The sequence below is a fragment of the Flavobacterium sp. LAR06 genome, from assembly GCF_041946075.1.
Lineage (GTDB): Bacteria > Bacteroidota > Bacteroidia > Flavobacteriales > Flavobacteriaceae > Flavobacterium.
The window spans coordinates 284,139-310,585 of the sequence record NZ_JAUTYT010000004.1; the positions used below are offsets into that span (position 1 = coordinate 284,139).

23 protein-coding genes are annotated in these 26,447 nt (G+C 32.7%); 12 read left to right on the top strand and 11 right to left on the bottom strand.

Annotated elements, in window-relative coordinates:
• Window positions 1–51: 51 nt before the first annotated feature.
• From Q7C23_RS08125 to Q7C23_RS08140, 4 genes are all read right to left on the bottom strand, one after another.
• Window positions 52–1,521: a polysaccharide biosynthesis C-terminal domain-containing protein gene (locus Q7C23_RS08125; RefSeq protein WP_375032036.1), complete on the bottom strand. Its 1,470-nt coding sequence runs from the start codon at window positions 1,519–1,521 to the stop codon at window positions 52–54.
• A 47-nt stretch (window positions 1,522–1,568) separates the two neighbouring features.
• Complete coding sequence (locus Q7C23_RS08130) at window positions 1,569–2,858, bottom strand: glycosyltransferase family 4 protein (RefSeq protein ID WP_375032037.1); 1,290 nt, start codon at window positions 2,856–2,858, stop codon at window positions 1,569–1,571.
• A gap of 63 nt (window positions 2,859–2,921) precedes the next feature.
• Window positions 2,922–5,378 (bottom strand): YfhO family protein, encoded by a 2,457-nt coding sequence (locus Q7C23_RS08135; RefSeq protein WP_375032038.1) that lies wholly within the window; start codon window positions 5,376–5,378, stop codon window positions 2,922–2,924.
• Window positions 5,379–5,428: 50 nt separating this feature from the next.
• Window positions 5,429–5,713, bottom strand: coding sequence for a DUF4834 family protein (locus tag Q7C23_RS08140; protein ID WP_375032039.1), 285 nt, complete (start codon window positions 5,711–5,713; stop codon window positions 5,429–5,431).
• A gap of 124 nt (window positions 5,714–5,837) precedes the next feature.
• On the opposite strand from Q7C23_RS08140, the gene Q7C23_RS08145 reads away from it, so the two are divergent.
• The gene (locus Q7C23_RS08145) at window positions 5,838–6,806 is read left to right on the top strand and encodes a transporter (protein ID WP_375032040.1); all 969 of its coding nucleotides are present in this window, start codon (window positions 5,838–5,840) and stop codon (window positions 6,804–6,806) included.
• 47 nt (window positions 6,807–6,853) lie between these two features.
• On the top strand, window positions 6,854–7,972 hold the full coding sequence (locus Q7C23_RS08150) for a GTP cyclohydrolase (RefSeq protein WP_375032041.1): 1,119 nt from the start codon (window positions 6,854–6,856) through the stop codon (window positions 7,970–7,972).
• 82 nt (window positions 7,973–8,054) lie between these two features.
• Here Q7C23_RS08150 and Q7C23_RS08155 read toward each other — a convergent pair whose 3' ends face one another.
• On the bottom strand, window positions 8,055–8,534 hold the full coding sequence (locus Q7C23_RS08155; RefSeq protein ID WP_375032042.1) for a hypothetical protein: 480 nt from the start codon (window positions 8,532–8,534) through the stop codon (window positions 8,055–8,057).
• Between the two features lie 125 nt (window positions 8,535–8,659).
• On the bottom strand, window positions 8,660–9,922 hold the full coding sequence (locus Q7C23_RS08160; RefSeq protein ID WP_194655452.1) for a pyridoxal phosphate-dependent aminotransferase family protein: 1,263 nt from the start codon (window positions 9,920–9,922) through the stop codon (window positions 8,660–8,662).
• A 373-nt stretch (window positions 9,923–10,295) separates the two neighbouring features.
• Between Q7C23_RS08160 and Q7C23_RS08165 the strand changes: the two genes are divergently transcribed.
• On the top strand, window positions 10,296–11,078 hold the full coding sequence (locus tag Q7C23_RS08165; RefSeq protein WP_375032043.1) for an NYN domain-containing protein: 783 nt from the start codon (window positions 10,296–10,298) through the stop codon (window positions 11,076–11,078).
• Between the two features lie 27 nt (window positions 11,079–11,105).
• Window positions 11,106–12,617 carry an FMN-binding glutamate synthase family protein gene (locus Q7C23_RS08170; RefSeq protein WP_375032044.1) on the top strand — a complete coding sequence of 504 codons (1,512 nt, stop codon included), beginning with the start codon at window positions 11,106–11,108 and terminating at the stop codon, window positions 12,615–12,617.
• An 80-nt stretch (window positions 12,618–12,697) separates the two neighbouring features.
• Here Q7C23_RS08170 and Q7C23_RS08175 read toward each other — a convergent pair whose 3' ends face one another.
• The 3 genes from Q7C23_RS08175 to Q7C23_RS08185 all read right to left on the bottom strand — a co-directional run bounded on the left by Q7C23_RS08175 (window position 12,698) and on the right by Q7C23_RS08185 (window position 14,950).
• Complete coding sequence (locus tag Q7C23_RS08175) at window positions 12,698–13,129, bottom strand: hypothetical protein (RefSeq protein WP_375032045.1); 432 nt, start codon at window positions 13,127–13,129, stop codon at window positions 12,698–12,700.
• A gap of 229 nt (window positions 13,130–13,358) precedes the next feature.
• Window positions 13,359–13,763 (bottom strand): hypothetical protein, encoded by a 405-nt coding sequence (locus Q7C23_RS08180; protein WP_375032046.1) that lies wholly within the window; start codon window positions 13,761–13,763, stop codon window positions 13,359–13,361.
• 8 nt (window positions 13,764–13,771) lie between these two features.
• Entirely contained in the window at window positions 13,772–14,950 is a 1,179-nt protein-coding gene (locus tag Q7C23_RS08185) for a glycoside hydrolase family 88 protein (protein WP_375032047.1), read from the bottom strand.
• Between the two features lie 120 nt (window positions 14,951–15,070).
• Between Q7C23_RS08185 and Q7C23_RS08190 the strand changes: the two genes are divergently transcribed.
• Window positions 15,071–15,457, top strand: a complete 387-nt coding sequence (locus Q7C23_RS08190) for a DUF2809 domain-containing protein (RefSeq protein ID WP_375032048.1) — start codon at window positions 15,071–15,073, stop codon at window positions 15,455–15,457.
• Here Q7C23_RS08190 and Q7C23_RS08195 read toward each other — a convergent pair.
• On the bottom strand, window positions 15,438–17,216 hold the full coding sequence (locus Q7C23_RS08195) for an ABC transporter ATP-binding protein (protein WP_375032049.1): 1,779 nt from the start codon (window positions 17,214–17,216) through the stop codon (window positions 15,438–15,440). The two genes, Q7C23_RS08190 and Q7C23_RS08195, sit on opposite strands and share 20 nt — an antisense overlap.
• Window positions 17,217–17,297: 81 nt before the next feature.
• Here Q7C23_RS08195 and Q7C23_RS08200 point away from each other — a divergent pair, with 81 nt between their 5' ends.
• The 5 genes from Q7C23_RS08200 (at window position 17,298) to Q7C23_RS08220 (ending at window position 22,955) form a co-directional block, all read left to right on the top strand.
• Window positions 17,298–17,876 (top strand): non-canonical purine NTP diphosphatase, encoded by a 579-nt coding sequence (locus Q7C23_RS08200; RefSeq protein WP_375032050.1) that lies wholly within the window; start codon window positions 17,298–17,300, stop codon window positions 17,874–17,876.
• A gap of 194 nt (window positions 17,877–18,070) precedes the next feature.
• A complete protein-coding gene (locus Q7C23_RS08205) occupies window positions 18,071–19,993 on the top strand; it encodes a DEAD/DEAH box helicase (RefSeq protein ID WP_375032051.1) in 1,923 nt (640 codons plus the stop codon).
• A gap of 250 nt (window positions 19,994–20,243) precedes the next feature.
• Window positions 20,244–21,017 carry a carboxypeptidase-like regulatory domain-containing protein gene (locus Q7C23_RS08210; protein ID WP_375032052.1) on the top strand — a complete coding sequence of 258 codons (774 nt, stop codon included), beginning with the start codon at window positions 20,244–20,246 and terminating at the stop codon, window positions 21,015–21,017.
• Between the two features lie 93 nt (window positions 21,018–21,110).
• Complete coding sequence (locus tag Q7C23_RS08215) at window positions 21,111–21,449, top strand: DHCW motif cupin fold protein (RefSeq protein ID WP_375032053.1); 339 nt, start codon at window positions 21,111–21,113, stop codon at window positions 21,447–21,449.
• 198 nt (window positions 21,450–21,647) lie between these two features.
• Window positions 21,648–22,955, top strand: coding sequence for a DUF389 domain-containing protein (locus tag Q7C23_RS08220; RefSeq protein WP_375032054.1), 1,308 nt, complete (start codon window positions 21,648–21,650; stop codon window positions 22,953–22,955).
• A 250-nt stretch (window positions 22,956–23,205) separates the two neighbouring features.
• Here Q7C23_RS08220 and Q7C23_RS08225 read toward each other — a convergent pair whose 3' ends face one another.
• Window positions 23,206–24,666 carry an aminoacyl-histidine dipeptidase gene (locus Q7C23_RS08225; protein ID WP_375032055.1) on the bottom strand — a complete coding sequence of 487 codons (1,461 nt, stop codon included), beginning with the start codon at window positions 24,664–24,666 and terminating at the stop codon, window positions 23,206–23,208.
• A 176-nt stretch (window positions 24,667–24,842) separates the two neighbouring features.
• Between Q7C23_RS08225 and Q7C23_RS08230 the strand changes: the two genes are divergently transcribed.
• Entirely contained in the window at window positions 24,843–25,904 is a 1,062-nt protein-coding gene (locus Q7C23_RS08230; protein WP_375032056.1) for a DUF3810 domain-containing protein, read from the top strand.
• Between the two features lie 41 nt (window positions 25,905–25,945).
• Window positions 25,946–26,440 carry an RNA polymerase sigma factor gene (locus Q7C23_RS08235; protein WP_026982022.1) on the top strand — a complete coding sequence of 165 codons (495 nt, stop codon included), beginning with the start codon at window positions 25,946–25,948 and terminating at the stop codon, window positions 26,438–26,440.
• Window positions 26,441–26,447 lie beyond the last annotated feature (7 nt).

A 26,447-nucleotide genomic window follows, 5' to 3' on the forward strand; every position in this document is an offset into this window, starting at 1 on the left:
ACAAAATAGCTTCGAAATTTAATTACTTCTTACTTTCTCAATAAAATCGTGTTAAATTCTAATTTTTGCCTTTTTCAATAAATTGTTTAGCACCTCATTAATATCCGGAGAAATATTAAATTTATAATTTAGATAAACATATACAATTGTAACCAAAATAGATTTTAATGCTATTCCAACTAAAGGATAAACTGGAAATTCCCAAAAGTAAAAAATCAAAAACAGAAGCGTTGTTATTGCAAGAGAATATAAGTTTTGTTTTGTAAAAGGATATAAATCAAGCTTTTTTACCACAAAAAGTAATTTAGCCAAACTATAGCAAGTTATAGATAATAACGTAGCAAATGCAGAACCCATAATACCAAAAATTGGTATAAAAATCACATTTAAAACAAAAGTCAAAACAACCAGTCCTAATCCTAAAAATAATACAGTGCGGTAATATTTTGTATTAAAAATAATAGCATTATTATTCCCTAAAATCAGATCAAAATATTTTGACAAACCAATCATAAAAACTACAGGAATACCACCTCTATAATCCTCAGGAACAATCTCATACAATTGATTAATATTCACGAATATACACAACATTACAAAACCGCCAACAATTTGAAGATTTATAGATGTTTTTTTATACAAACTATTAAGTTCATCATGTTTATTTTCATGCATTAATTTAGCAGTGATTGGATATACAATTTGGTGCATTGCACGACTTGGAACTGAAATAACTAAAGCAATATAGGTCGCAACCGAATAATATGCAATATTTTCGATTTCCATATATTGATTCAATATTAATTTATCACCATCTAAAAGCAAATTAGCCACACTTCCCGATAAAATAATATAAAAAGTATATTCCATAACACTTTTTACATTAGCAGGTATTGCTATTTGAAAATTAGGCTTTTTAATATAGAAAGCATAAAACATTGTAATCAAAAATGCTACAAAATAAATCGCCGCAGTAAAGTAAACGAACTGAATTAAAGTCATCCAATTAAAATACAAACCGATTAATGCAATAGTAGAAACTAAGCGCAGACCGACCTCCTTTATAAAATTCCCAAAAACAGAATGCATGTGAACTCTTGCCCAAGCATAAAAAATTTCAAAGTAAGCCATGCATAATCCCACGAACGGAATTAAAAGCATAAACTCTCTTACTACAGGATTTTCCTTAGAAACAAAAGCAGTAATATCATCAAAGAAAAAAATACCGATTATACCTAATGGAATACACATTAAGATTGGAAATAACGCAGTAAAAGACAAAAACTGCTCTCGTTCTTCTTCGGTTTTATATTGTGAATAAAACTTGACAAGGGTATTTTGCATTCCAATGGCAAACAATGGCATGATCACATTTGCGGCAGATAATATGTAATTAGTAAGGGCATAATAGGTTGCCCCTAAATAAATTGGGTACAAATAAAGTGTATTGATAGCTCCAATTCCGAAGCCTATATAAGTAATAATTGTATTTTTGAAAGACTGATTTAAAACAATACCCATGTTTTTGATTGCTGAATTTAGATTTTAGATTTTAGATTATTGTAATCTTATGATTCATTAATCAATTGTGCCAATTGTTTGGTAAGGTTTTTTCTAGAATATTGCTGCAAACCAACTCCATTAGCTTGTAATTTCCCTTCCAAAAATTGATTATAAAAGTCCAAAATTACACTTTTTAACCTCGCTTTTTCAGAATAATCAAAAAATACTCCTGTATTGGTTTCTTTTATAATATCTGCAAAATCAGAACCTTGTGGACCAATAGCGATTATTGGGCGGTTAGACACCATATATTCGAACAATTTACCCGGAATAATACTTTTAGTATCATCCGAATTTATTTCGATTAAAAGTAAAACCTGAGATTTCTTTTGATGCGCAATGGCTTCATGGTGCGAAACATAACCCAGAAGATTTAGATAAGAATTTAAATCAAACTCCTGAATAGAATCAAGAACTTCCTGACTTACTGCTCCAATCAATTTGATTTCTAAATGCGATTTAAAATCCGGTATTTCCTGAAGCAATTCTACCAGACACTCCCATAAAAACTTAGGATTTCTGTCTGATAAAAAAGATCCGATATGAGCTAAAGTAAATTTAGCATCTAAAGTTTGTTTTTCAATATTCTCAATATCGTAACCGTTTGTAATTACCGAAATTGGCTTATTGGTAATAGCCTGGAATTCGGTTTTAGTCGTTTTACTGGTTACAATAATCGTATCAGCACTATTTAATACTTTATGCTCTAACTTTTTATGTTTTTTAGCAGCGTAAGCAGACAAACGTAATGCTTTGTGGTATCCTATTGTGGTCCAGGGATCACGGAAATCTGCAAACCATTTTACATTTAATTTTTCTTGTAATTCCAGACCAATCAAATGCAAACTGTGCGGCGGTCCAGATGTAACAATTGTATCGATATTGTTTTCTTTAATATATTTCTCAAGGTAAGTTACAGAAGGCTTCACCCAAAATACACGGGCGTCCGGAATAAAAAGATTACCACGAACCCAAAGAAAAGTTTTATCTAAAAAAGTTTGCTTTTTTTGATGTGGAAAAATTCCGGAACTGATTTTCTTGGTTTTCTTTTTTGAAAAAATGGAAGCCAGTTGATAAGGCTCCCAAATTTTATTTTTAAGAACAATTACTTTATCTGATATTTCACTTACCAAACCTTCATCAATAATTGGATAGGTCGGATTTTCAGGAACATAAACAATTGGCTGAACATTAAATTCAGGTAGATACTTTACAAATTTTAACCATCGCTGAACGCCAGGACCTCCAGCAGGTGGAAAATAGTAAGTAATAATTAAGAGTTTTTTTGGTTCCATTAGATTGAATTGGTTTCACAGAGAAGCAAAGTTCCCGCAAAGTTTTTCAAAGATTATTTAAAATTACTTTTCAGTATCTCCGTGATTTCTTTGTGAATCTTTACGAAAGAATTTTTCAAAATAAATCCCACCAATCAAAAGCAATAACATTCCTATAGAACTTATTAAAGTAATTGTACCTCCGGTTTTTACAACTTGTGGTTCAAATTTAAACTCAATAGTGTGTTTTCCGCCTGGAACTTCCATAGCTCTTAAAACGTAATCTACAGGAAAATGATCAGTCAATTTACCATCAACGTAAGCATTCCATCCATTTTTATAGTACATTTCAGAGAAAACAGCTAAACCTTCTTTTCCATTATCTGATTGATATTTAATGTAGTTTGGTTTATATTCTACTACTTTTATTGTTCCGGTGGTATCCCATTGTTTTTTGGCTCGTGCATTTTCAAATTTACTTTCATAATCATGAACGTTAAAAACTGCTACCTTTTTTGTATCGATGTTATTCAAAGCTTTCATAACATCGTCTGGTTTGTTAACCAGCTTTACCGCACTTACAAACCATGCGTTTCCGTTTGCTTCAGGATTTGCAACAGGAACTTCATTTCCTTCTTTATCTGTTTGAATTACATACTTAACATTTAACATATTAAGCACTTCAATATTTCCTTTTTGAATTTGATAATCCATTAACTGCTGCATTCTTCTCGGGCGTACAGCACTATAACCCCCAATGGTTTTATGAAAGTAAGAAGATCTTCCCTGTAACTGTCCCTGTACATCAAAAACACGATAGATTGATTTATCTTCTAAAATTTTAGCGTCAATTGGAGTCTCCTGAAAAGGAGCCGCAATTTGCACCGGGCTCACAAAATCTTTAGCAGAAACGTATCTTTTATCAACAAAAAACAAGTCGAAAATCATTAAAATTCCAACTATAATTAAAGTTGTATTTTGCGAAAATTTATTTTTGATAAATAGCCATAAAATTCCAAATGTAATCACAATAAAAAATCCAGAACGCAATAAATCTGCAGAATATAAACTCATCCTGTCTTCTTTTAAAGCATCTACAAATGCAGGTCCATAACTTTGCAAGTAAGCATTGTCACTCATTCCAGTAAAGTGGAACATCCCTTTAGCAATAACTAAAATCAATAAAACCCCTAGTCCAAAAACTCCTGTCTGAACTAGAGCTTTTTGCTGTAGTTTTGGTTCATCTTTAGCTTTAAAAAAGGATTGTAATCCCATCACTGCAAGTACAGGAATACATAATTCTAATATAACCTGAATCGAAGATACTGCTCTAAACTTATCGTACATCGGAACGTATTCTATAAAAAAGTTAGTCAGCAATGAGAAATTTTTCCCCCAGGATAGCATCAACGTAAATAAAGCTCCACCAAGAAATACATATTTTATTTTTCTTTCATCAATAAACATCGCCAGAACCGCCAAAAAGAAAACCACTACACCAATATATGCTGGCGCTGATACAATAGGCTGATCTCCCCAATATGTTGGCATTCCCGAAACAAAATCCTGTGCCTGATCTGAAGGAACTCCCTGCTCGATCATAAACGAATACATTCGACTGTCTGTCCCTACATTTTCATGGCTTGAACCACCGAAGATTCTTGGTGCAATTAAATTTAAACTTTCTGCAATTCCATAACTATATTCTGTAATATAGTCTGTTGTCATTGAAGCAGTTGTTTCATTTTTAGATCCGTCAGGATTAAAAGTCAATTCACTTTTATCACGAATACTATACTTTGCATATTCACTCGTTGCTAATAAATTTCCGGCATTGGCACCAATTGCAAAAATTCCAGCCACAGTTAAAGCTCCAATAGCTTTTAAAAGTCCTTTATAATCTTTTCCCTTAATAAACTGAAAAGCAAAATATCCCGAAAGAATCAGTAAGAAAATCAAAAGATAATACGTCATTTGAAAGTGGTTTGCATTGACTTCTAACGCAACTGCAAACATGGTAAGTAAACCTCCCCAAATATATTTTTTCTGGAAGACCAATATGAAACCGGCAATAACCAGAGGCATATAAGCAATCGCATGCGCTTTTGCATTATGACCAACTCCCAGAATAATAATTAAATACGTAGAAAATCCAAACGCAATTGCGCCGATAAATGCTTTAAGCGGATCTGTTTTTAAAACTAATAACAAACCATAAAAACCTAAAAAGTATAAAAACAGGTAATCAGAAGGACGAGGTAAAAAACGTAAAACATCATCTAGCTTACCCACAAAATCATTAGGATAATTAGCTCCTAACTGGTAAGTTGGCATTCCACCAAAAGCAGAGTTTGTCCAATAAGGTTCCGCATGTTCAACGGCTCTAAAGTCATTTTGCTCTTTTGCCATTCCGGTGTATTGTGCAATATCCGATTGGAAAATTTGTTTTCCTTGTAAGACTGGATAAAAATAAATTAACGAAACGAGAATAAAACCCAATATAACAAGGGCGTGCGGATAGAACTTATTTACTATTTTCAATTTAGGTTGGTTTGGGTTAAATGATGAATCCTATTAACTAGGACACAAACTTAATCTATTTCTTCGTAATCAACATAATCGCCAACCTTTTTGGTTTCGCGAGGATTTTTTGCATTAGCGGTGTTGATGATTATCTCATCATTATTAGTACGCGTTTTTTGCCATGAATTATCCTGGGTATATTGTTGCTGTCTCTGAAAATTTTCACCTGCTTTTTCAACCGCTTTTTTTACCAATACTGGCAAAAAGATTCTGGCTAAAAATTTAAAAATATAATAAAACGCAATGATCCACATTATCGTTTTAAACAAATTTGTAAAAGATGCTTCTTGCATAATCGTATAATTTTTGCCAAAATTAATAAATCCGTTGTTTAAAATTAAAATATCAATCTTAAATAAATAATAAAATATAGTACATTTGAAATGCGTTATAGTTTTTTAATCAAAAAATACATTTATGTTAAAAATTAAAAACTTATTTATTACAACTCTTTTATTATCATCCCAACTTTTCTTTGCACAATACACAGATGTTATCAATTCAAATCGTCCCGGCGAAACAATGTCTGCTTATGCCGTTGGAAAATCAGTTATTCAGGGCGAAATTGGTGTTTACGGAATTAAAGAAAAACACGATTTACTAGATTATGACGCAAGCGGTTTTGGAACCGATTTAACAGTGCGTTATGGTGCTTTTTTAGAACAATTGGAATTTGTTCTTGATTTACAATATCAAATGGAAAACTTTGACACTCCATACACTAGCTATAAAAAGAACAATTTCAGACAGACTGTTTTAGGGGCCAAATATTTAGTGTACGATCCTTATAAAAATTACGAACCAACAGCTAACATCTATAGCTATAAAGCAAATCACTCTTTCAATTGGCATCAATTGATACCTGCAGTATCGGTATTTGCCGGAGCAAATTTTGTTGGTGCGGATAACCCTTATTCTTTTTCTCCTGAATCGAGCATTTCACCTAAAGTAATGTTGATTACTCAAAATCTTTTTGGAGGCGGAAAATGGGTTTTTGTAACTAACTTTATTGCCGATTATATCACAACTGATTATCCAAGTTACGGATATGTATTAACTTTGACGCACGGATTTAACGACAAATGGTCTGGTTTTATTGAAAATCAAGGTTATAAAAGCGATTTTTACAGCGATGCCATTCTTCGTGGTGGTGCTGCCTATTTGCTTAATTCAAACATGCAGATTGACGCTTCTATAAGTACTAATTTTAAAGATACACCTTCTATATTATATGGTGGTGTTGGATTTTCATGGCGTTATGATGGCTGGTATAAAGAAAAACAAGAAATGACATTCAAGAAAGACAAAAAGTCTAAGAAGAAAGAAACAGAAGAAAACATAGACTATCAGGAGCAAGAAAGAAAGCGTAAAGCTAAATACGAATAAATTACTAACTGAACTTCTCTTAAAAGAGAAAACAATTAAGACTTTTAATGATTACAATTAAAGAAGCCAAAACCAAAAAGGAATTAACAGAATATATTAAATTTCCATTTTCATTATATAAAGACAATCCATATTGGGTTCCGCCAATTATTGCTGATGAATTAGAGTCTTTTGACAAAACAAAAAATCCTGCTTTTGATCATGCGGAAGCCTATTTTTTTATGGCATACAAAAACAATGAAGTTGTTGGTCGTATTACCGCAATTATAAATTGGTCTGAAGTTAATAATCAACATAAAAGAAAAGTTCGTTTTGGATGGTTTGACGTTATTGATGATATCGAAGTAACGAAGGCTTTGCTTGAAAAAGTATATGAATTAGGTAGAAAACATAATCTGGAGCATGCTGAAGGTCCAATGGGATTTTCTAACCTAGATAAAGTTGGCGTTCTTACCGAAGGTTATGATCAGGTTGGAACCATGATTACCTGGTACAATCATGCGTATTATGTAACACATTTAGAGCAATTAGGGTTTCTGGTTGAGAAACAATATATCGAAAGTATATTTCCTTTTTCAAATGTAAAACCTGAGTTCTTCTTAAAAGCACAGGCTTTGATAAAAAAACGCTATGAGTTAAGAGCGTTAAATTTTACTAAGACTAAAGACATTATGCCTCATGTAGACAAAATGTTTGATTTGTTTAATGAAACTTATGCTAATCTTGCTTCTTTTGTTGCCATTTCTGATGTTCAGAAAGCATATTTTAAAAAGAAATACATCAGCTTTATCAATCCTGAATATATTAAGTTTGTAGTTGATAAAGACGATAATTTAGTTGCCTTTAGTATTGTTATGCCAAGTTTTACAGAGGCATTGCAAAAAATAAAAGGTAAATTATTCCCATTTGGTTTTTTACAGTTATTAAAAGCAAAAAAACACAGTAAAGATGTTGTTTTTTACCTTATCGGCGTTCATCCTGATTATCAAAACAAAGGTGTTACCGCTATTATTTTTGATGAATATTACAAAACCTTTTCAGAAAAAGGAATTCAAAACTGTATTAGAACTCCGGAGTTATTAGAAAATAACGCAATTCATTTACTTTGGAAGAACTTTGATCCAAAAATTCATTGTCAGAGAAAAACATATAGAAAAGATCTCTAAGAAGAGTAGCATCATGACCGTTTTCAATAAAAAATCCATTCCAACATATTGGAATGGATTTTTCTTTTTTACATTTTTTTCTTTATTGTGGACAATCTGACTTTGTCAACGTATTTTTTGCATCAAATTTTAATTTCCTTTTATCTTTAAAAGTAACCTTATTATTAGCATCAACTACATCTCCATATCCTTCAATAAGAGTACCGTCTTTTTGTAAAAAAACAACCTCTCTAACCGAAGAAACTCCTTCAGACATGAAAGTGTAATCTGCAATAAGCGTATCTCCTTTCATATTACCGATTAAAGTTCCTTCATTTTTATCTTTTCCTGTTATATTATAACTTAATTTTCCGTTTACTTCCTGATGTGAGTTCACATTAAAACTTAACGCTACAATATTACCATTAAGTCTTGAAGTATAACATTGATCTCCTGCAGGCTCTGCAATTTCTGCTTCTTTAGGAGGATTTGGCTCTATTTGGGGAGGTGGAAGTGTTGTTTCTTTTTTACAAGAAATAAAAACACTTAAAATAACGATTATTAATGCTGATACTTTTTTCATAATTCTTATTATTTACTTATTTTGAATTATAAAGTTACCCCAAATAAAAAAAATCCACTCGTATAACGAATGGATTTTTTTACATAATTTCCACTTAAGGAAATCTCTTTTTTTTTAAATACTACTTAAGCGTCTAAATCAACTGTAGTTCTACTAGCAATTTCTTTATAGGTTCCGTTAACTAATTTCTCACGAATTGCTTCAAAAGCAACCAAAGTTTCATCAATATCTGCTATTGTATGAGAAGTAGTTGGAATCATTCTCAACAAAATAATTCCTTTCGGAATTACCGGATAAATCACGATAGACAAGAAAATACCGTAGTTTTCTCTTAAGTCATTTACCATCACCATTGCTTCCGGAACACTTCCTTCTAAATAAACAGGCGTTACACAAGTATTAGTATCTCCAATATTGAAGTTTCTTTCACGTAAACCATTTTGTAATGCATTTACATTTTCCCAAAGTTTGTCTTTCAATTCAGGATTATTACGCAATAATTCTAAACGTTTCAATGAACCAATAGTCTGGATCATTGGCAATGCTTTTGCAAACATTTGAGAACGTAAATTATATTTTAAATAATCAATAATATCCTGATCTGCAGCTACAAAAGCCCCAATATTTGCCATAGATTTTGCAAAAGTAGAGAAGTAAACATCAATACCATCCTGAACTCCCTGCTCCTCACCTGCTCCTGCTCCTGTTTTACCAAGAGTACCAAAACCGTGTGCATCGTCTACTAATAATCTGAAATTATATTTTTCTTTTAAAGCAACAATTTCTTTTAATTTTCCTTGTTGTCCTCTCATACCAAAAACACCTTCAGTAATAAAAAGAATCCCTCCACCTGTTTCGGTAGCCATTTTAGTAGCACGTTGCAGGTTTTTCTCCATACTTTCTAAATCATTGTGTTTGTAAGTAAAACGCTTACCCATATGCAAACGAACACCATCAATGATACAAGCATGAGAATCTACATCATAAACAATAATATCATTCTTAGTAACTAATGCATCAATTATCGAAACCATCCCTTGGTAACCAAAGTTCAATAAATAAGCAGCAGGTTTCATTACAAACTCAGCTAATTCATTTTCTAGTTGTTCGTGGTATTTAGTATGTCCTGACATCATACGCGCACCCATTGGGTAAGCTGCTCCAAATTGTGTTGCAGCATCAATATCAGCCTGACGAACTTCCGGATGGTTAGCAAGACCTAAATAGTCGTTTATACTCCAGTTTAAAATTTCTTTTCCACCAAACTGCATTCTTGGACCTAATTCTCCTTCTAATTTAGGAAATACAAAATAACCTTCTGCTTGTGACGCCCATTTTCCTAAAGGACCTTTATTGTTCTGGATTCTTTCGAATAAATCTTTTACCATAATATATTTGAAGTAATAATTTTATTTATCAGCGAGCAAAAATAATGATTATTATTCTAAAATAGAGTTGGGCCATTATTTTTATTAAAAATTTATCTGAATATCAATATTTAATGGGGAAAGCGCATAATAATACCGGAAATTTAATAAGTTTAAACTTAAAATTTAAAGATTAAATTTTAAAATACACAGCTTTTTTGTAAGTAATAATTGGCGTTTTTTGACCTAAATCGTATGCGTTTTTTACGATATAATCTCTTATTTATAACCAAAATAATTTATAAAATACAAAAGACTTATTTAATACCAAATTCCTATAAAACCAATTTTAGTTTTTACCTTTGGAAGTATTGTAAATATTTAATATGCAGATATGCCTTTAAGCAACTCCAAAGATTTAAAATTAGCGGTTCTTATAGATGCCGATAACGTACCTTACAGCAATGTAAAAGGTATGATGGAAGAAATAGCAAAATTTGGAACACCAACCACCAAACGTATCTACGCAGATTGGACCAAGCCCAACTCAAATGGATGGAAAGGTGTCTTGCTCGAACATGCCATTACTCCTATTCAACAATACAGTTACACAGTTGGAAAAAACTCTTCTGATTCTGCCTTAATTATTGATGCAATGGATTTGCTTTATTCTGGAAAATTAGACGGATTTTGCATTGTATCAAGTGACAGCGATTTTACACGTTTAGCTATACGTTTGCGTGAATCTGGCATGAAAGTTATTGGTATTGGAGAAAAGAAAACACCAAACTCCTTTATCGTTGCCTGTGACAGATTTATATATATTGAAGTTTTGGATGGCGCTATTCAGAAGAAAAAGCCAAAAACCACTATCGCTGCTGACGCTAAAAAACCAGTAGAAAAACCTTCAGAAAAAGCACTGCACAAAATTGACAAACAAACTATTGAATTAATTGAAGACACCATTGAAGACATTGAAGATGACGATGGATGGGCATTTTTAGGCGATGTCGGAAATTTAATAGTTAAGAAAAAACCTGAATTTGACCCTAGGAATTATGGCTTTTCCAAGCTTACGCCTATGTTAAAATCACTAACTGATATTCTTGAAATCGACGAGAGAGAATCAGACAAAAAAGGTATTAAGCACGTTTATGTTCGCCTAAGATTCAATTAATTATTACTTTTTAAATATTTTAAAAACATGAGAAAAAAATTCTTTATCTACGGATTCTTATTGTTTCTAATTGTTGCCGCAATTTATTATTATACAGAACGTGGTTTTCTGCTTGTCATTATACTGCCAATCTTACTTATTGTCGGCGTCTATAATGCAATTCAGAAAAAACATGCTATTCTAAGAAACTTTCCTGTATTAGGTTATTTCAGGTATTTATTTGAAATGATTGCCCCTGAAATTCAGCAGTATTTTATTGAAAGATCTACTGACGGAAAACCTTTTTCCAGAAATCAACGCTCTTTAGTTTATCAAAGAGCTAAAAATATTGATTCGAATTCACCTTTCGGAACACAACTAAATTTAAATCAGGATAATTACGAAGGAATAAAACATTCCATTTTTCCTGCCAAAGTAAACGAAGAATTACCACGTGTTTTGGTTGGTGGAAGAGATTGTAAACAACCTTATTTAGCTTCTTTATTTAATGTTTCTGCAATGAGTTTTGGCTCGCTAAGTGAAAATGCGGTCCGTGCCATAAATATTGGTGCTAAAAAAGGAAATTTCTACCAAAATACCGGAGAAGGTGGTTTAACCGAATATCATTTGGCAGGCGGTGGTGATATTACATGGCAAATTGGTACAGGTTATTTTGGTTGTCGCGCTGCTGATGGAACTTTCAGTCCGGAAAAATTCTCTGAAAAAGCGAATCTTCCGAATGTAAAAATGATTGAAATTAAACTTTCGCAAGGAGCAAAACCTGGTCATGGTGGAGTACTTCCCGCTGCAAAAAACACAGTTCAGATTGCTAAAATCAGGGGAGTTGAACCACATACAACTATTCTTTCTCCTCCCGGACACCATGCTTTTTCAGACAGTAAAGGACTTATTCGTTTTATAGCCCAGCTACGTGAATTATCAAACGGAAAACCTATCGGATTTAAATTATGTATTGGAAATACGGCCGAATTTGAAGCCATTTGTCACGAAATGATTGCCGAAGATATCTATCCCGATTTTATAACTATTGATGGTGCCGAAGGCGGAACCGGAGCCGCTCCACTTGAATTTGCAGATGGCGTTGGAATGCCTTTTGAACCTGCCCTGATATTTGTAAACAAAACTTTAGTCGGATTAAATATTCGTGATAAAATACGCATTATAGGAAGTGGAAAGATTATTTCTGGTTATTCTATTCTGCATGCTATAGCTTTAGGTGCCGACATGTGTAACAGTGCCCGTGGATTCATGTTTTCATTAGGCTGCATTCAGGCCTTACGTTGTCATAACAATGAATGTCCAACCGGAGTCGCAACTCAAAATAAAATGTTGATGAAAGGTTTGGTTGTCACAGATAAGTCAGAACGTGTTTATCATTTTCATAAAAATACTTTGCACGCAGCTAATGAACTCTTAGCAGCAGCAGGAAAGAAAAGCTTTGCGGACGTTGATATTAATATCTTCATGCGTGGTGATGAGTTTGCCAATTTATCAGATTCTTATTTCCCTGATCAATTAACCAACGTTACCAAACATTAAGAATAAAAAAAGCCTCTTTGTAAATTTCAAAGAGGCTTTCTTATATTTTGGTGATTTATGTTTTTTGGTATTTATTTCAATTAAAGCTTTGCCGTTTCTTTCCCAGCTGCAGAACCATTTTCTATAACCGCCAATTCTTCCTTATCAACTAATTGCTGCGCAAGAATTATATTATTGTAAGATATAAAGTACACATCAAATTTTACTCCTTCTTCGATTAACTCTGGCGAAATTTGGTCATTCTTAACCATTTCTTTCAACAATTCAGGAAAAGTATCTTTATAGGCTAATTTATTCGCATCAGTACCTTCCAAATTTGTCTCAATTCTGATTTCAATTTTGTTATCATTTAAAAATGCTTTTGCACTTGTACTAACAACATTTCCACCTTTTATAGAAGAGGAAGTATTATAATTACTAACATGCTCCTGTATCTTCTGCTTGGTGTTTTTACAGCTTGCCAGCAGTAATAAAAAGGAAATAGCAAATGCGATTTGGGTAATTTTTTTCATAATTTTTTGGTTTTATAGTTATTTTTTAACTCAAACATAACAAACTTTTAACACAAAAGCAACATGAGACAAAAAAAACAGTAAAACGTAATTATTTAACTACAAATCGATTAGCGAAAAGAAATCATTCCTTTTATGAAAACAAAAAAGCGGTCATTTTCCACAAAAAAACCTCTTTAAAAATGCATCAAAGAGGTTTAAAATATTCAGGAAGTTATACTCAGGATTATTACTTCAATAATGAAGACATTTCTTCTGTATTAATTATTCTTTTCTCCAGAACGGTATTATCATTTGCCAAAAAGTAAACATCAAACTGCACCCCTTCTTTTACCAGTCCCTTAAAATTCTCGTCCTTATTTATCATCTCTTTCAGCAGCTTTGGGAATTGTGATGCCGCTTTTGTTTTATTAGATTCATTTTGCTCTAAATCTGTTTCAAATCGCAGTTCAATTTTATTATCATTAATATAACCTCTTGCAGTGGTTAGTGTAACATTTTCACTTTTAAAACTAACAGCCGTTTTATTGTACGAAACTACATATTCCTGAAGTTTCTGTTTTGTGTTTTTACAGCTCACAACCATCAATGCAATGGCAATTACAAATAAAATTCTACCTATTTTCTTCATCATAATCTTTTTTATTTTAGTTTTTGAAGTCTTAAAAGCGCTTCTAAATAGTAATAATCAGCATAATTTATAGAACAGTCAACTTCACTTCCGGCCGGTTTATGACCTGTTGAATGAAGCAGGAATGCTGAATTTATATCATGACTTTGATAATCATCTGAAAGTGACACAATCATCTTTTTAGATTTTGACAAATATTCATTTTTCAGAGTTGCATCTTTTGTATAAGAACTCAATTCAATCAATGCCGAAGATACAATGGCTGCTGCCGAAGCATCTCTTGGCTCATCCGGAATGCCTGGTGCATTAAAATCCCAATAGGGAACCAAATCTTCTGTTGTTAATCTGTCCAAATAAACGCGCGTGATTTTATGCGCAAAATCCAAAAATTTAGGATCTTTAGTTTCTCTGTAAACCATTGTAAATCCATAAATACCCCAAGCCTGACCACGCGCCCACATACTGTCATCGCAATAACCTTGTGCCGTTCTTCCTTTTATTTTTTTACCTGTTTCATAATCATAAATAATAACATGATAAGATGAATTGTCAGGTCTAAAGTGGTTGGCCATTGTGGTTTCAGCATGTTTTACGGCAATATCATATAACTTTTTATTTCCACCGTTTTTAGAAGCCCAAAAAAGCAATTCTAAATTCATCATATTATCGATAATCGTATTATGCCCTCCCATTTTATTATGTGGCCACGATTGAATTGTTCCTACTTTTGGATTAAAAAGTGTCGCCAAAGTATCAGCCGTTTTCAGGATAACATCTTTATACTCTTTGTTTTTTGTTAAGCGATAGCCATTTCCAAAACTATTGAAAACCTGAAAACCTAAATCGTGATCACCAGCTTTACTTACTGACAATGGTGTTAAAAATCGACTGAATTTATCCGCTTCTTTTTCCCATTTTTTATCGCCGGTTGCCTGATATAAATACCATAATTCCCCTGGCCAAAATCCGCTTGTCCAGTCTTTATACCCTACAAACTTCCATTCTTTGCTTCCATTCGGAACCGTTCTTGGAGAAGTTCCGTCATCTGGAATTACTTTCAATGTTTTTGAAGCTTGCTCAGCACAATATTCAAGTTGTTTTTTAACATTAAATGAATCGCTTTTTTGAGAATAGGCAGAACCCGTTAAAAGAAACACGGATAAAATGAATGGTGTAAATCTTGTAATCATGTGGTTATTTTTGTAAAGTTTTTTAGAATTGATAAATTTATAAAATAAAGTATATCTATTCGAATCTTTGTACTTTTGTTTACCTCAAAATGTACTAATGACGCCCAATAAAATTTAATTTTGAAAAAATACCGATTTCACTATTTCATTATTTGCCTTGGAATTATTTGCCTCGGAATCCTTTCCAGAAAAATAAGTTTTATTCCACTATTTATAGGTGACTTACTGTATGCCGTTATGATTTACGTTCTGACCAGACTAGTATTTATCAAAAAAAAAGGGATTCAGATAGCAATTACTTCTTTATTGATTTGTTACGCCATCGAATTTCTACAATTGTATCAGGGCGAATGGATGATCGAACTCAGAAAAACGCTTTTTGGAAGATATGTTCTCGGACAAGGTTTTCTTTGGATTGATATGGTTGCGTATACTTTTGGAACTACAATTGCTTTTTTACTCGAAAACCTGACTTTAAAACGTTTATCTAATCAAGGGTCTGCGTAATTTTCTCAATATTCAGACTATTCGCCATAGCCATAAATATTCCATAATAAACTGATTTATTATCGTATAATTCATCGTGTGTCCCTTGTTCTATGCATTTTCCTTTTTCTAAAACTATTATATGAGATGCATCAATAATTTGAGAAATACTATGTGATATAATAATTACGGTCCTGTCTTTTTTAATAGCATCCAGTGATTTTTTGATTTGTTCTGTTGCAATTGCATCGAGACTGGCTGTTGGTTCATCCAGAAAAATAATTGGCGGATTTTTTAAAAACAATCTTGCAATAGCAATTCGTTGTTGTTGTCCGCCTGAAAGTAGATGCGCATCAGAATCATATCCTTTTGGCAATTGCATCACTTGTTCATGAATATAAGCCTGTTTGGCTGCATCTATTATTTCAGATTGTGTCGCATCAGGATTTCCGTAGAGAATATTTTCAGCAATAGTTCCTTTAAAAATATGATTCTTTTGTAAAACCAATCCAATATTTTTTCGAAGAAAATCAGTATCATAATCTTTTAGATCGACTCCATCCAAATAAATTTTTCCTGATGAAGGCAGATAAAATTTATCTAATAAATTGATAATCGTACTTTTCCCTGCGCCGCTTAGCCCAACCAAAGCACTGGTTTCATTTGGCTTAATTGTAAAATTAATATCCGAAAGCGCTTTTGTTCCGTTTGGATAACTAAAATCGACATTTTTAACTTCTATTAGTCCCACAATTTTCTCCGGAATATATTTTCCGCTTGTTTCTTTCTCTTTGTCCGATTCTAAAATATCAAAAAATCCTTCGGAATAAATTAAGGCATCATTTACTTCATCATAAATTCTATGCAATTGTCTGATAGGCGATGAAACATTGTTAAACAACATGATATGAAACATGATTGCACCAATGGTCATGGTATTATTTAAAACAAAATAAGCCGTCAGAATGATAATAATTACAACTCCAATTTGTTCAATAAAACCTTTAATACTTTCAAAAATGAAACTGGTTTTTCTGGTCGCCAATTGATTTTCAGTCATTTCAAATTGAATTTTCTGATGACGATCCGCTTCCATGGGTTCCCGTACAAACGATTTAATTACAGTTATCGATTCAATTAAACTAATAATTCCGTTGTTTTTTGTTTCTCGATACGAACGCATTCTTCTTCTAAAACCACTCAATTTACTAGCCTGCAATTGGCTCACATAAAAATAAATCGGAATAATACACAGACTCACCAAGCCTACATAAACATTAGCATAAAACATTAAAAGCAAAGCCACAAAAGCATTAGCAAATAAAGGCAAAATATCGATAAAAAAGTTCTGTACCAATCTTGTCAGACTACTGATTCCTAAATCAATTCTGGTTTGAAGTTTTCCGCTTTCATTTTCATTAGAAGTATAAAATTCCATTCTGTAGCTTAAAATCTTTTCGACAATTGTCTGAGAAATATCACGGGTTATAAAGATTCGTAATTTTTCTCCATAAAATTTCTGACCAAATTGAACTACTGAATAAATCAATTCTTTTGATAATAAAACGACACTTATAATACCTAATAAATGAAATCCTTTTGATAATGGTTCATGCGCCACCATCAAATTACTAATAGTATCGACAGTATATTTTAAGATTAAAGCATTTACCTGTGCAGCAAAGGAACCTAAAAAAGTAAGTAACAAAGTGGCAATAACCATTTTTCGATAGGGTCTGACGAAAGGCGTTATCTTATTATAGAGGGCAGATATCTCCATTTATTTTATTTTTAGGCAACTTATCAAATATAAGAATTCTAAATTTGTATTACAATTACTCCATCAACTAAACTCGTTATTATGAAACTCGTTTTTGCATCAAACAATCTAAATAAAATTAAAGAAATTCAAAGCATCTTAAACGGATCTATTCAATTATTAAGTCTTGAAGAAATTGGATGTTTTGAAGAAATTCCGGAAACAGCTGATACCATAGAAGGAAATGCGATTTTAAAAGCCAATTATGTAACCGAAAAATATGGATACGATTGTTTTGCGGATGATACTGGGTTAGAAGTTGCATCTTTAAATGGAGAACCTGGCGTTTATTCTGCAAGATATGCGGGAAAACAGCGCATTGCTGATGATAATATGAGTAAACTTTTAGACGCTTTAAAAGACAAATCAGATCGCAGTGCACAGTTCAAGACTGTTATTGCTTTGAATTTAAAAGGAGGACAACATTTATTTACCGGACTTGCAAAAGGAGAGATTACTTTCAACAAGGCAGGAAATCATGGTTTTGGATATGATCCTATTTTTCAGCCTGAAAGTTATAAGGAGACTTTTGCCCAATTATCTTCAGAAATCAAAAATAAAATCAGTCATCGTGCCAAAGCAACTCAGCAACTAATTGATTTCCTGAACTCCACAAAATAATTGTTTAAAATACAACATTTTAAAGGGTATATTTTATATTACTAGACGTAAAATTATTCATTTTCTGATCAAATTGATTTTGCGATAAACATAACTTTTTGATAATCAAATCATAACAAATGCATAATTCTTAAAAATGCATTAGTTTATATGGAATATTAACAGTAATTTTGCACCCTATTTTAAATACACATATGAATAAATTTGAACAATTAGGATTGAATGAATCGTTACTGAAGGCGATTTTAGATCTAGGATTTGAGAATCCGTCAGAAGTACAGGAGAAAGCGATTCCCCTATTATTGGAAAAAGACACAGATATGGTTGCGTTGGCTCAGACAGGGACAGGGAAAACGGCAGCTTTCGGTTTTCCGCTAATTCAAAAAATTGATGCTGACAACAGAAATACACAAGCATTAGTTTTATCGCCAACACGAGAACTTTGTTTACAGATTACCAACGAACTTAAAAACTACTCAAAATACGAGAAAGGTATTAATGTGGTAGCAGTTTACGGCGGGGCTAGTATTACAGAGCAAGCTAGGGACATTAAAAGAGGTGCACAAATTATTGTAGCTACTCCGGGAAGAATGCAAGACATGATCAACAGAGGATTGGTTAACATTAAAAATATAGATTACTGTATTTTGGATGAGGCTGACGAGATGTTGAATATGGGATTTTATGAGGATATCGTATCTATTTTATCTGATACTCCTGACCAAAAAAGTACATGGTTGTTCTCTGCAACTATGCCACAAGAGGTTGCCAGAATTGCAAAACAATTCATGAGCGACCCGGTTGAAATTACTGTTGGAGCTAAGAACTCAGGTTCTGCAACAGTTTCTCACGAATTTTACTTAGTAAATGCACGTGACCGTTACGAAGCTTTAAAACGTTTAGCCGATGCAAATCCAGATATTTTCTCTGTGGTTTTCTGTCGTACTAAAAGAGATACTCAGGCTGTAGCTGAAAAATTAATTGAAGATGGATACAGCGCTGCTGCATTGCACGGAGACTTATCTCAGGCGCAACGTGATGGTGTAATGAAATCTTTCCGTGGAAGACAAATTCAGATGCTTGTTGCTACTGACGTTGCTGCACGTGGTATTGATGTTGATAATATTACTCACGTAGTAAATTACCAACTTCCTGACGAAATTGAAACATACAATCACCGTTCTGGACGTACTGGTAGAGCTGGAAAATTAGGAACTTCTATTGTAATTGTTACAAAAAGTGAGTTGCGTAAAATTTCTTCTATCGAAAGAATCATCAAACAGAAATTCGAAGAAAAATCTATTCCTTCTGGAATCGAAATCTGCGAAATTCAGTTGTTACACTTAGCAACCAAAATTAAAGATACTGAAGTTGATCACGAAATTGACAACTACTTACCAGCAATCAACAATGTTCTTGAAGGTTTATCTAAAGAAGAGTTGATCAAGAAAATGGTATCAGTAGAATTTAACCGTTTTATTGCTTACTATAAAAAGAACAGAGATATTTCATCTCAAGCTGGAGAGAGACGTGAAAGAAGTGATTCTGAACCAAGAGAATTCAATAATAACGGAGCAGTTCGTTATTTTGTAAACATCGGTTCAAGAGACAATTTCGATTGGATGACGCTAAAAGATTACTTGAAAGAAACATTAGACTTAGGTCGTGATGACGTTTTCAAAGTAGATGTAAAAGAAGGTTTCTCTTTCTTTAACACTGATCCTGAGCATACTGAAAAAGTAATGGAAGTATTAAACAACGTACAATTAGAAGGACGTCGTATTAATGTTGAAATTTCTAAAAATGATGGTGGCGGAAGACGTGACCATAACGGACGTTCTGGTGGCGGAAGAAGCACTGGAGGACCAAGACGTGAAGGTTCTGGTGGTGGAAGTTTCGGACCAAGACGTGAAGGTTCTGGTGGTGGATTCAGAAGCGACAGAAGCTCAGCTCCAAGAGAAGGTGGTTTCAGAAGCGACAGAAATTCATCTGCTCCTAAAAGAGAAGGTGGTTTTAGAAGTTCTACTCCAAGAACTGAAGGAAGTTCAGACAGAGCTCCAAGACGTTCTGAAAGCTTTGGTGATTCACCAAGACCAAGAAGACCAAGAAGAGACTAATCATTTAGTCTATCTTTAAATATAAAGTCCCAAATTCCAGACATACTTGGAATTTGGGACTTTTTTATACCCTGAACTCTGCACGGATAAGTTTTGTAACTTAAAAGACAATTAGTCTAATCATCCTTTTACCTTTTTATCTAAATTGTAAAAGCAACACAACTTGCTTTGTTAATTTTCTTATAATTATATTCGAAGACTGCGAAATATTTAATCCCTATTTACTACTTTTAGTGCTTTAAATCAGGATATGAAATATTTCGCAGTTTTCTTTTTTATACTAGTATCGACCATCAGTTTCGCACAAGAAACAGAACCTACAACTCCTCAGAGAGTTTCTGGTTACATCTACAACGATAATAGTAAACAGCCTATTCCTAATGTAAATATCATTAACACAAACAAAGTACGTGGTGCCCAGTCTGATGCTAAAGGATATTTTGAAATTGATGTGCAGCCAAACGACACACTTCATTTCTCACTTCTAGGATTTCAGTCTCTGCGAATCAGAGTGACAAATGACTGGATAAAAAATAAAGTAACAAGGATTCAACTTACAGAAAAAGCGATTGCTTTGGAAGAAGTAGTTATTGCTCCTTTTAATTTGACAGGATATCTTGAAATCGATTCAAAATTAATTCCAACCAAAGAAAATTATCGATATAGTATTTCTGGTCTAACACAAGGTTATGAAGCTGGTGAATATGCTCCAAATGCCTTTGGAAAGGTATTGGGATCTATTTTTAATCCAGCTGATATGCTCTACAATTTCTTTGGAAAAAACGGTAAAGAACTGAAGAAGTTAAAGGATATGAAAAAAGACGACACCATTCGAAATCTTCTGGAATCGAAATACGATAGAGAAACACTTGCTGTTCTTTTAGGAATAAGCAAAGACGAAATTCCCGACATTTTACAACGTTGCAACTATTCTGATTCTTTTATTCAATCTGCAAACGATTTGCAAATTCTGGATGCTATTAGCGGTTGTTACGAACAATACAAAGTTTTAAAACGAAATTAATTTTGTACTTTAATTACAAATATTCAAATCCTCAATTTTAAGTTGGGGATTTTTTTTTACTTTAGAACGAAACATCCATTAAAATAAACAAACATGAATATGATACCTTTTGAAACTATTGACTGGAATCAAATTGCAAAAACAGAACACCCCGGGGAAAGCGGAACTGCCTATTGGCAAACATTGCAAATAGGCGGTTTACGTATTCGAAAAGTGACTTATTCTGAAAATTATATTGCTGACCACTGGTGCCAAAAAGGGCATATTGTACATTGCCTGGAAGGAGAACTTGTTAGTGAATTAGAGGATAGTCAAAAGTTTATACTATCAAAAGGAATGACTTATATTGTTTCTGACAATATGAGTTCTCATCGATCTATAACAACAAAAGCTGTTGAATTGCTAATAATTGATGGAGACTTTTTGAAATAAGACTAATTACTCTTAAACCTATATTCAATTAAAGTATAACATTCAAAATCCTCAATTTTAAGTTGGGGATTTTTTTTATCTGAAAAGAAACATTTACTTTTCTTTTTGAATTATTTCCCATAGTTTCTTTCTCAAATCACCTATTTAATGTCTTTTTTAACTAAATTAGACATCCTTACTTTTTTTTCTTTAAACACTATGACAGATTTAACTCAAAAAATTCTAAACTTTATTGATCTTCACAAAGGAGAAGAAAACAAAAAATCAGTAATAGAAAATATTACAGGTTCTGTATCGTTTAGAGGTTCTAATATTTGGATTTTAGCTTGTGCGATAATTATTGCATCTGTTGGATTAAATGTGAATTCGACAGCGGTCATTATTGGAGCTATGTTAATCTCTCCGCTAATGGGACCAATTGTTGGTGCCGGATTTGGTTTAGGAATGTATGATTTTGAGCTTTTAAAAAAATCAATTAAAAATCTGACAATTGCAACTCTTGTAAGTTTAGTAACTTCTACACTATATTTTTATGCCAGCCCATTTAAAGAGGCACAATCAGAATTATTAGCCAGAACTTCTCCTAATATCTATGACATTTTAATTGCTTTTTTTGGAGGATTAGTGGGTGTGATAGCCGTAACACGGGTAGAAAAAGGAAATCCGATTCCAGGAGTAGCTATTGCAACCGCTTTAATGCCTCCTCTTTGCACAGCAGGTTATGGATTGGCATTAGGGAATTACATGTACTTTTTAGGAGCCATGTATCTATACACTATTAATTGTGTTTTTATTTGCATCGCTACCTTTTTGATTGTGAAATACTTAAAATACCCAATTGCAAAACAGCTTGATCAAAAACATCAAAAACGTGTACAATACGGAATCTCGATTTTAATTTTATTCTTAATTACACCTAGTGTTTATTTTGCTTACCAGTTATATAATCAAAAAAGCTATAATTCTAAAGTAGAAGTTTTTCTTGAGGATGAATTCCAAAATAAAGATTATCCTATTATTTATAAAAAAATACGATACAATGCAGATCCTAAAAAAATTGAGATAGCTTTTTTAACCAAAAAATTTAATGATAATGAAATTGCAAATCTTAACAAGAAGCTAATTAATTACGACTTACCCAATACAAAACTCATTATTAGACAAGATACCGTTAATTTGAGAAAAGACATTATGAACCAGATTAACAATAATCAAAGTGTTGTCGATCAAAAGGATATTTTAATCAATAACCTTAGAAATCAATTATCACAATATAATTTCAGCGCGAACCAGATTAACAATGAAGCTAAAATTTTATTCCCAGAAATAACTTCTCTTAAGATTGGAAATTATACTATTGAGAACGAAACAAGTAAATCGAAAGTTATTCCGGTAATTCTTTTTCAAAGCAAAAAGAGTCTAGGTAAACCAACACAAATAAAAATGAATTTGTGGCTAAAACAAAGACTTGCCAAAGATTCTATTGAAGTATATCAGCAAAACTAACGGCATAAACCAAAACAAAACTTATATTTACTTGAAAATAAATAAAATAACTTAATCAAAAAAAATATGTCAAAGAGTCAGGATGCTAAAAAAACAGCAAAAAAAGAACCGTTAAAAACGGCTAAAGAAAAGAAAGAAGAGAAAAGAGAGAAAAAAAACTCTCCGAAGAGAGATTAAAAAAAGTAAACAGTGTCCAGTTTTTTTAGTATACAGATTTACTGGATACTAAAAAACTGAACACTGAAAACTATTACTTAACTGGAATATTCGAAAGAATTTCTAATATAAATTTCCAATATTTTTGAGCAGATGAAATGCTTGCTCTTTCATCAGGTGAATGTGCACCGTGAATTGTTGGCCCAAAAGAAATCATATCCATATCTGGGTAGTTTGTTCCTAAAATTCCACATTCTAAACCAGCATGACAAGCAACCACTTTTGGCTTCTCATTATTCTGCTTTTCGTAGATTCCAACTAAGGTATCTAAAATTTCAGAATTTACATTTGGCGTCCAACCTGGATAAGAGCCCGTAAGTTCAACCTCACAACCTACTAATTCAAAAGCAGAACGTAATGAATTAGCCAAATCAAATTTTGAAGTTTCAACAGAGGAACGCGTTAAACACCCAACTAAAATTTCACCGTCTTTTACAATAACACGGGCAATATTATTTGAAGTTTCAACTAAATCAGCCATATCAGCACTCATTCTGTAGACACCATTTTGAGCAGCATAAATTGCTCTGATAATTCCTTCCTGAACACCTAAATCCATTACTTTCTCAGGTAAATCGCATTTTACGATTTCGATAGATAAGTTTGGTTCAGTCGTTTTATATTCCGCTTTAATATCGTTGATGATTTCCTGCATATCAAAAATATAGGCTTCATCAAACATTTCAGAAATAATCACTTTTGCAACACTTTCTCTTGGGATAGCGTTACGCAAACTTCCTCCGTTGATTTCAGCAACCTGCAAACCAAAGTTTTCAAAAGCATCAAACAACAAACGGTTCATTATTTTATTGGCATTACCCAAACCTTTATGAATATCCATTCCTGAATGACCTCCATTTAAGCCTTTTACCGTAATAATATGACCAACTGATCCTTCCGGAACTTCTTCTTCATGATAGGTCCTTGTAGCCGTTACATCGATTCCACCAGCACATCCAATATCAATCTCGTCATCTTCTTCAGTATCTAAATTCAATAAAATCTGACCTTGAAGAATTCCTCCTTTAAGGTTTAAAGCTCCTGTCATTCCAGTTTCTTCATCAATAGTAAACAAAGCTTCGATTGCCGGATGCGGAATATCTTTACTTTCAAGGATAGCCATAATTGTAGCAACTCCTAATCCATTATCAGCACCAAGTGTAGTACCACGAGCGCGAACCCAGTCACCATCAACATACATGTCGATTCCCTGCGTATCGAAATCAAAAACAGTATCTGCATTTTTTTGATGTACCATATCAAGATGCCCCTGCATTACAATTGCTTTACGATTCTCCATTCCTGGAGTTGCGGGTTTACGAATTATTACATTTCGAATTTCGTCTTCAAAAGTTTCTAAACCTAAACCGTTTCCAAAGTTTTTCATAAACTCGATCACACGTTCTTCTTTCTTTGACGGACGTGGAACAGCGTTCAAATCGGCAAACTTATTCCATAGTGCCTTAGGTTCCAGATTTCTTATTTCCTGACTCATTATATTTTGTTTGAAGTTTAACAATTAAGAATGTCAAAGTTACAAAGTTTATATTTTTTTCTGCCACAAATTTCACGAATTAGCACTAATTATCAATTTTAAAATTAAATTTCATAAATACAATCTTTTTTTACTCATAATATTGTATTTATATTTACGTATCCAAAATTTGCACTGTGAAATCAAAATACATTCTCCCCCTATTTCTAGTAATTCAAATTATATTTTTAAAGATCCTTCCTTTCTTCCCGGATTTTGTCGAAGGCGCTTACAGCAACAATTTATACATCAGAATTTCACATTTCTCTAGAATAGTTTTAGGCAAAATTCCGTTTTCTATTGGTGATCTTATTTATGCTATTATTATTATATCAATAGTAATCTGGTTTTGGCAAATCCGAAAAACATGGAGAACAGACTGGAAAAATCATCTGCTAAAAATCGTAGGCAAAATTTCCGTTTTTTACTTTTTCTTTCATCTATTGTGGGCTTTTAATTATTATCGCGAACCACTTTTTGAAAAAATGGAGATCAAAAGAGAATATACTGATGCTGAATTATTGGTTTTTACCAAAAAACTAATTAAAAAAACAAATGAAATCCAATTTCAAATTACCAAAAATGACAGTTCAAAAGTTATTTTTCCATACTCTCAAAAACAAGCTTTTCAGATGAACTTGAAAGGTTATGAAAACTTAGCGAAAGAACACCCTTATTTTAAATATGAAATTTTAAGTGTCAAAAAATCTCTTTTTAGTCTTCCTTTGACATATATGGGATTTGGTGGTTATCTGAATCCTTTTACGAATGAAGCTCAGGTAAATGACTTATTACCAATGTATAATTTTCCAGTAACTACCAGTCACGAAATGGCGCATCAAATAGGTTTTGCAAGTGAAAGTGAATGTAATTTTATTGGTGTTTTAGCTTCTGTAAAAAACAAAAATTTATACTTTCAATATTCCGGATACAGTTTTGCTTTACGTTATTGTTTAGGAATCTGGCAAGTTAAGAACGATAAGATATTTGAGCAGTTAAAGAAACAGACTCATATCGGAATCCTAAAAAATTATCAGGAAAGCCATGATTTCTGGAAAAAGTATGACACTTTCATAGATGAGGGTTTTCATGTTTTTTATGATAATTTCCTAAAAACAAACAATCAAAAAGACGGCATGGACAGTTACAGTAAATTTGTAGATTTGATGGTGAATTATTATAAAACCAGAAAATTATAATCAAGCTGTAACAAAATAGATTACACTACTACTAATACTTTATGAGCGAAAATTTAGAACAGTCATTTGTTGCGCAATTGAAGGCTAATCAGAATATAATCCACAAGATTTGTAGATTGTATACTGCTGGCGAAGATGCACACAAGGACTTGTTTCAGGAAATTACCATTCAGCTCTGGAAAGCATATCCTAAATTTAGGGGTGACAGTAAATTTTCGACCTGGACGTATCGTGTGGCTTTAAATACCGCCATTACCTTATACCGAAAAACCAAAAGAACCATATCGACCGTAGAATATGAAAGTCATCAGCATTTTGTAAAAGATGTTGATTACAACTATGAAGAGGAAGAACAGATTAAATTGATGTACAAAGCCGTTTATCAGCTTAATGACATCGAAAAAGCATTAGTTTTTATGTATTTAGAAGACAAAGATTATCAAGAAATAGCAGAGACCCTAGGGATCAGCGAAGTGAATGCGCGCGTGAAAATGAACAGAATTAAGGGGAAACTTAAAAAAATACTAAATCCTTAAAAATTAT

What these genes read in the sequence shown, in the direction of transcription:
- Q7C23_RS08140 (WP_375032039.1), bottom strand. Translation starts at nt 5,713, where the DNA reads ATGCAAGAAGCATCTTTTACAAATTTGTTTAAAACGATAATGTGGATC.
- Q7C23_RS08195 (WP_375032049.1), bottom strand. Translation starts at nt 17,216, where the DNA reads ATGGAGATATCTGCCCTCTATAATAAGATAACGCCTTTCGTCAGACCC.
- Q7C23_RS08175 (WP_375032045.1), bottom strand. Translation starts at nt 13,129, where the DNA reads ATGAAAAAAATTACCCAAATCGCATTTGCTATTTCCTTTTTATTACTG.
- Q7C23_RS08205 (WP_375032051.1), top strand. Translation starts at nt 18,071, where the DNA reads ATGAATAAATTTGAACAATTAGGATTGAATGAATCGTTACTGAAGGCG.
- Q7C23_RS08155 (WP_375032042.1), bottom strand. Translation starts at nt 8,534, where the DNA reads ATGAAAAAAGTATCAGCATTAATAATCGTTATTTTAAGTGTTTTTATT.
- Q7C23_RS08165 (WP_375032043.1), top strand. Translation starts at nt 10,296, where the DNA reads ATGCCTTTAAGCAACTCCAAAGATTTAAAATTAGCGGTTCTTATAGAT.
- Q7C23_RS08125 (WP_375032036.1), bottom strand. Translation starts at nt 1,521, where the DNA reads ATGGGTATTGTTTTAAATCAGTCTTTCAAAAATACAATTATTACTTAT.
- Q7C23_RS08150 (WP_375032041.1), top strand. Translation starts at nt 6,854, where the DNA reads ATGATTACAATTAAAGAAGCCAAAACCAAAAAGGAATTAACAGAATAT.
- Q7C23_RS08225 (WP_375032055.1), bottom strand. Translation starts at nt 24,666, where the DNA reads ATGAGTCAGGAAATAAGAAATCTGGAACCTAAGGCACTATGGAATAAG.
- Q7C23_RS08145 (WP_375032040.1), top strand. Translation starts at nt 5,838, where the DNA reads ATGTTAAAAATTAAAAACTTATTTATTACAACTCTTTTATTATCATCC.
- Q7C23_RS08160 (WP_194655452.1), bottom strand. Translation starts at nt 9,922, where the DNA reads ATGGTAAAAGATTTATTCGAAAGAATCCAGAACAATAAAGGTCCTTTA.
- Q7C23_RS08170 (WP_375032044.1), top strand. Translation starts at nt 11,106, where the DNA reads ATGAGAAAAAAATTCTTTATCTACGGATTCTTATTGTTTCTAATTGTT.
- Q7C23_RS08200 (WP_375032050.1), top strand. Translation starts at nt 17,298, where the DNA reads ATGAAACTCGTTTTTGCATCAAACAATCTAAATAAAATTAAAGAAATT.
- Q7C23_RS08130 (WP_375032037.1), bottom strand. Translation starts at nt 2,858, where the DNA reads ATGGAACCAAAAAAACTCTTAATTATTACTTACTATTTTCCACCTGCT.
- Q7C23_RS08235 (WP_026982022.1), top strand. Translation starts at nt 25,946, where the DNA reads ATGAGCGAAAATTTAGAACAGTCATTTGTTGCGCAATTGAAGGCTAAT.
- Q7C23_RS08215 (WP_375032053.1), top strand. Translation starts at nt 21,111, where the DNA reads ATGAATATGATACCTTTTGAAACTATTGACTGGAATCAAATTGCAAAA.
- Q7C23_RS08220 (WP_375032054.1), top strand. Translation starts at nt 21,648, where the DNA reads ATGACAGATTTAACTCAAAAAATTCTAAACTTTATTGATCTTCACAAA.
- Q7C23_RS08210 (WP_375032052.1), top strand. Translation starts at nt 20,244, where the DNA reads ATGAAATATTTCGCAGTTTTCTTTTTTATACTAGTATCGACCATCAGT.
- Q7C23_RS08185 (WP_375032047.1), bottom strand. Translation starts at nt 14,950, where the DNA reads ATGATTACAAGATTTACACCATTCATTTTATCCGTGTTTCTTTTAACG.
- Q7C23_RS08180 (WP_375032046.1), bottom strand. Translation starts at nt 13,763, where the DNA reads ATGATGAAGAAAATAGGTAGAATTTTATTTGTAATTGCCATTGCATTG.